Raw genomic sequence first — 5,815 nt, forward strand, 5'->3', positions numbered from 1 at the left:
GATGCCGCCCACCACGTACCCGGTGAGGCGTTCGGCCACCGCCGGGTCGGCCATCGACGCCTTCTTGCCGCCCGCCGCTTTTGCCAGCGCCTTCAGGTTCAACCGCCGGTCGGCGGGCACGATCGCGACCACGGTCTGCGAGCGGGCGGCGCCGTCGACGGTGGCCAGCAGGGTTTTGAACACCGAGCCGGGATCGAGCCCGAGCGCGGTCACCGCCTCCATGCCGTAGGAGTCGGTGCCGGGGTACGGGAGTGGGATGAGGATAAAGGAGAATGGCAGGAAGTGGAGTCGAGGGACCAACCATTTGAGTCTGGCGATCGCATCCTGGCTTTTGTTAATAGTATGGGTGGTACTCCTATTTCTGAGTTATATATTATTTATCGTAAATTAGTAGAAATTTGCGAACAAAAAGGACTACACATTGTCCGTAATTTTATCGGACCTTATATTACTTCCCTAGAAATGCAAGGTTGTTCTATTACTTTGTTGAAATTGGATGATGAGTTTATTAAATTCTGGGATGCGCCTGTGAAAACTCCGGCATTACGATGGGGTATTTAGGGTTTGCGTATGGAAAATCTTTTTGCTGGGGTAGGAGACAACCCACCCCTCGCCCCTCCCCCTCCCAGGAGGGGAAGGACCGAGTCAGGAGAAGTGGGAATAAGCGAAGAGGTAGGAGTAAGAATTGTCCCAAGATTGTTCTGCCCAAATATTTACAGCGGTTTTCATTTGAGTAGACCACAGTAGGGGCGAATGGCATTTGCTAACGCAAAGCTCCGAATGGCGCCCTTATATCATGTCCGGATAATTAGTGCGGAAACTGCTGTAACTATTGGACAATAGATAAATAGAACATCAATGTTTGACATAAAAAGGCTGAAACTTTTACCTGTAAAAGCTTTGAGGTTTAATCAGCAGAGTCATAACTATTGGACAATAGATAAATAGAACATCAATCATCCCCAAATACAGCGATCGCTTTCTCTGTAGAGTCATAACTATTGGACAATAGATAAATAGAACATCAATCATCCCCAAATACAGCGATCGCTTTCTCTGTAGAGTCATAACTATTGGACAATAGATAAATAGAACATCAATCATCCCCAAATACAGCGATCGCTTTCTCTGTAGAGTCATAACTATTGGACAATAGATAAATAGAACATCAATCATCCCCAAATACAGCGATCGCTTTCTCTGTAGAGTCATAACTATTGGACAATAGATAAATAGAACATCAATCATCCCCAAATACAGCGATCGCTTTCTCTGTAGAGTCATAACTATTGGACAATAGATGAATAGAACATCAATCATCCCGAAACACAGCGATCGCTTTCTCTGTAGAGTCATAACTATTGGACAATAGATGAATAGAACATCAATCATCCCGAAACACAGCGATCGCTTTCTCTGTAGAGTCATAACTATTGGACAATAGTTAACGAAGTCAGAAGTCAGAAGTCAGAAGTCAGAAGTTATTTTTGTAAAGGGAATTTGAGCAACTCTCCAAAAATATTGCGCCAGTCAAGGCGGGGTTGCGCGACCCATGTTATTTTGATAAATAGAACATCAATAATCGCCAAACACAGCGATATAGCTGCGGAATGGATGTTAAGAACGCTACTTTCATGCAACAAAGCCATTGTCAATTGTCAACTATCAATTGGTAATATTAGTATCTCAAGTAGTAATATCAGAAATTGAAACAAAATGACAGTTTCTTCAGAAAGTAAGGTAGGAATTGTACTTGTATCCCACAGTGCAAAATTAGCCGAAGCTGTGGCAGAACTAGCAAAACAAATGACCCAAGAACGAGTACCAATAGCGATCGCTGCCGGAATAGATGACCCAGAAAATCCTTTTGGCACTGATGTTCTGAAAGTACAAGAGGCTATAGAATCTGTTTATACTGATGCAGGAGTTGTAATATTCATGGACTTAGGCAGTGCCATAATGAGTGCTGAAATGGCCATAGAATTACTCCCCCCAGCCCAAAAAAATCATATTAAAATCTGTCCTGCACCTTTGATAGAGGGAGCGATCGCTGCAATAATTCAAGCGTCTTTGGGAGCCAATATTCAACAGGTAATAGCTGAAGCAAATGGAGCTTTAATGACTAAAAGTTCTCAACTTAATGTTGATGAAGCTATCCCAATAAATATTGAAAATACTCAAAATAAAGATGACGAAACACCGTCAGAAAAAATCAAAATTACGGTAAAAAATTCCCTGGGAATTCATGCTCGACCTGCTGCCAAGTTAGTAGCCATAGCTAATAATTTTTCTGCTAAAATTAGTCTGCAAAATTTGACTAAAAATAGTCATCTAGTCAATGCTAAAAGCATTAATCAAGTTATGAAATTAGCAGTAAAAAAAGGGGATGAGATAGAAATACAAGCTACGGGTAATAAAGCTGTTGATGCTTTAAAAGCAATACAAGAATTAATAACAAATAATTTCTATGAAGCCGAAGTAATAGTCAAGAAAACACCAAAAATATTAACTACACCAGATACAAATAATAAATTAGTAGGAACACCAGCATCTCCAGGAATTGCGATCGCAACTGTAGTGCACGCTCGAGCAGAAATTCTAGAAGAAGTTGAAGACTATCCTGTAGAAAATTCAGAGGTAGAGTGGGAATACCTACAGTTAATATTGCAAACTGCTAAACAGGAAATTCAGAGAATAATTGACAGTCTATCTGACCAAAATAAAAGTGATAATAATCAAGCCGATATTTTTCAAGCACACCAATTATATATAGAAGACCCCACCCTGTTAGAGCAAGTACATCAGCTCATTTTTGCACAAAATCGCTGTGCAGCAGTAGCATGGAAAACAGCTATTGAGGAAATGATAGCCACTTACCAAAAATTAGAAGACCCCTACTTGCAAGCGCGTGCCATAGATATCAAGGATGTGGGAGGACGAGTGCTACAACTACTGACAGGTAGGAGTAGAAGAACTCTAAATTTGTCAAAACCTGGTATTTTGGTAGCTCCAGACTTAACCCCCTCCCAAGCAACCCAACTGCAACCAAATTTAGTCTTGGGTATCTGTACTAGCGCTGGCAGTGTTACCGCCCATAGTACGCTGATTGCAAATATGTTGGGTATTCCGATGGTGGTGGGAGTAGGCAGTCAGTTATTGTCATTAACCCCAGGGTCTCAAATTGCCTTAGATGGGGAAACAGGTGAAATTTGGCTCGAACCGAATCAGGCACAGTTGCAGGAGTTACAAGCAAAACAAGCGCACACTTCCAGTACATTTCAACAGCCCCAAGAGGCAATTACTCAAGATGGCAAAAAAATTCCCTTGATGGCAAATATTCTGGGGGTAGCAGATACAAAATTGGCTCTGGAGCGAGGTGCCGAAGGAGTGGGTTTATTGCGGACTGAATTTCTTTATCTCGAACGCAACACAGCGCCAACAGAAGCAGAAGAATATGAAACTTATCGGGCGATCGCTGAAATTCTGGGAACTCGCCCTCTCACTATCCGCACCCTAGATATTGGTGGCGACAAAGTACTTCCCTATATTAAGCAGGAGTCAGAAGCAAATCCTGTTTTGGGATGCCGTGGTATTCGAGAAAGTTTAGATAATCCAGAAATTTTGAGGAGTCAGTTACGGGCAATTTTGCGGGTAAGTCACGGACATAATATTAAGGTGATGTTCCCAATGGTGACATCTGTGCAAGAAGTACGCGCGGCTAGGGAGATTTTGACAGAAGTTGAGCACTCACTTCTAGAACTTCCCTCTTTTCCTGGTGTGGGGAATATAAAAGTGGGAATTATGATAGAAGTACCAGCAGCAGCGATGATGGCTGACCAGTTGGCGCAGGAAGTAGATTTTTTCAGTATTGGTACAAATGATTTAAGTCAATATGTAATGGCGGCTGACCGCACTAACTCAAAAGTTGCTCATCTTGCCGATGGTTTTGAACCTGCGGTATTGCGGATGATTCAGCAAACTGTCATTGCTGCCCATCAGGCTAGCATTTCGGTGAGTGTTTGTGGTCAGTTGGCATCGAGTCCATTAGCAGTACCGATTTTGTTAGGGTTGGGAGTGGATGAGTTGAGTGTAGCTCCACCAGCAATATCTACGGTCAAGAAAGTGATTTCTCAGTTAAATGGGTCTCAGGTAGAAGCGATCGCTCGTGATGTGTTGCAATTAGATGGAGCGAAGTCGGTGAAAGAGTATATTGTTGGTCAACTAGGGCTAGTTATTTTATAGTTGGGAGTGGGGAAGTGAGGGAGTGGGGGAGTGGGGAAGTGAGGGAGTGGGGGAGTAGGGGAGTGGGGGAGATTAAAGGCTTGAAGTAATTTAAGAAATTATCAACAGGACTTACGCAAAGACACTATATATAGCGTATAGTAAGTAGAGCGATTGCTGACGCAAAGCTCCGCTAACGCTATAATAGGTTAAGCGATCGCCTCAAAACAAGTATCATAATCAGGACTTACACAAAGACACTATATATAGTCAGTAATTATGCAAATAAACTGCATATAGCGTTATCACTAAAGGTTGATCTATTTAGCGATCGCTTGAAAAAAATCTAAAAATTTAAAAAGCTTAACTCAAGTAACTTGATATTATTGGGTATACTAATTTAGTGTGCCCAATAATTATTTATCAATATATTTAAGATGAATTTTAATTATTTAAAATATTGTCAGTATTTAATAAGTAGCCAGAAAAATTATACTCTGACAAATCTTGCTGACCATCTCGAAGAAGTTAGCCATGATCAAATTAACCGTCCTGAAAAAAAATCTTGATTTAGGAGCAGAAATTTTGTGGCAAAATGTGCAGGAGAAAATTATAACTACTGAAGATGGTTATTTAATTTTTGATGATACAGTTATCAATAAAAAATATTCCCGTGCGTATTGAACTTGTTCGACGTCAGTATAGCGGTAATGAACATAGGGTAGTTTGCGCTCCGCAAGGCTACGCCAACGTGGAATAGGAATAGTTAACTGCCTATATTTTAATCCTCAATCTAGTTCGATTCTGGATTATAGATTATCGTATATATGCTCCAGAGAGTGATGAAAAGAGTAAAATAGATCATGTAGAATAAATGATGGTTGATGTAGTAAAAAAGAAGAAAATACCAGTAAAAACAGTATTAATGGATAGCTGGTATGCAACCCAAAGACTTATGGCCTTAGTAGATAATTTAGGTAAAATTTACTATTGTCCGTTAAAAAGGAATCGTTTAGTAGACGATACCGGAGGTATAAAAAAATATCAAAACCTGGAATATTTAACATGGAATGAGTGGGAATTAGTATCAGGAAAAATTATTAAAGTTAAAGGTTTCCCTAGAGATAAAAAAGTCAAATTATTCTGGGTTACTGTTTCCACAAATAGAACAGAATATATTGCTACTAACGACCTGAATCAATCCTGTAATGATGACGTAGAGTTTGAAATCCAAACTCGATGGAAAATAGAAGAATTTCACTCCAGAATTAAACAATTAACAGGACTGGAGCGTTGTCAATGTCCTTTGAATCAAATCCAAAGAAATCATATTGCTTGTGCTATGTTAGCTTGGAATTATTTGAAGAAATTGGCAACTATTATTGGTCGAACTATTTATAAGCTTAAGCATCAATTATTATCTAAGTATCTATTCTCTGAACTGAAATATCCTTCAATCAAAATCACACTTATTTAACTTGTTAAAAGTTGAGTTTTGGTTAGAAAATTTAGGGGGATCGCATTAAAATTTAAATAGCGATCACTCTACTTGCTATACGCTATATATAGTGTCTTTGCGTAAGTCCTGATCAAC

Annotated in this window: 5 protein-coding genes and 1 pseudogene; 4 read left to right on the forward strand and 2 right to left on the reverse strand. The window is 40.0% G+C overall.

The window, feature by feature from the left end; genetic code table 11:
• Positions 1-222: YbaK/EbsC family protein (locus F6K13_RS15185; protein ID WP_287287777.1), on the reverse strand; the 222-nt coding region annotated here is incomplete at its 3' end.
• A gap of 60 nt (positions 223-282) precedes the next feature.
• On the opposite strand from F6K13_RS15185, the gene F6K13_RS15190 reads away from it, so the two are divergent.
• Entirely contained in the window at positions 283-561 is a 279-nt protein-coding gene (locus tag F6K13_RS15190; RefSeq protein WP_287287779.1) for a dihydroxyacetone kinase subunit DhaK, read from the forward strand.
• Between the two features lie 9 nt (positions 562-570).
• Positions 571-747, forward strand: a complete 177-nt coding sequence (locus F6K13_RS15195) for a hypothetical protein (protein ID WP_161564362.1) — start codon at positions 571-573, stop codon at positions 745-747.
• Positions 748-885: 138 nt separating this feature from the next.
• Here the strand turns inward: F6K13_RS15195 and F6K13_RS15200 are convergent, their stop codons facing one another.
• A complete protein-coding gene (locus F6K13_RS15200; protein WP_287287780.1) occupies positions 886-1,428 on the reverse strand; it encodes a hypothetical protein in 543 nt (180 codons plus the stop codon).
• Positions 1,429-1,716: 288 nt separating this feature from the next.
• On the opposite strand from F6K13_RS15200, the gene ptsP reads away from it, so the two are divergent.
• Both ptsP and F6K13_RS15210 read left to right on the forward strand, forming a co-directional pair.
• On the forward strand, positions 1,717-4,242 hold the full coding sequence (gene ptsP / locus F6K13_RS15205; RefSeq protein ID WP_124155332.1) for a phosphoenolpyruvate--protein phosphotransferase: 2,526 nt from the start codon (positions 1,717-1,719) through the stop codon (positions 4,240-4,242).
• Between the two features lie 416 nt (positions 4,243-4,658).
• Positions 4,659-5,698: pseudogene (locus tag F6K13_RS15210) on the forward strand (transposase).
• The last annotated feature ends 117 nt before the right edge of the window (positions 5,699-5,815 follow it).

It is taken from the genome of Okeania sp. SIO2B9 (assembly GCF_010672505.1).
Lineage (GTDB): Bacteria > Cyanobacteriota > Cyanobacteriia > Cyanobacteriales > Microcoleaceae > Okeania > Okeania hirsuta.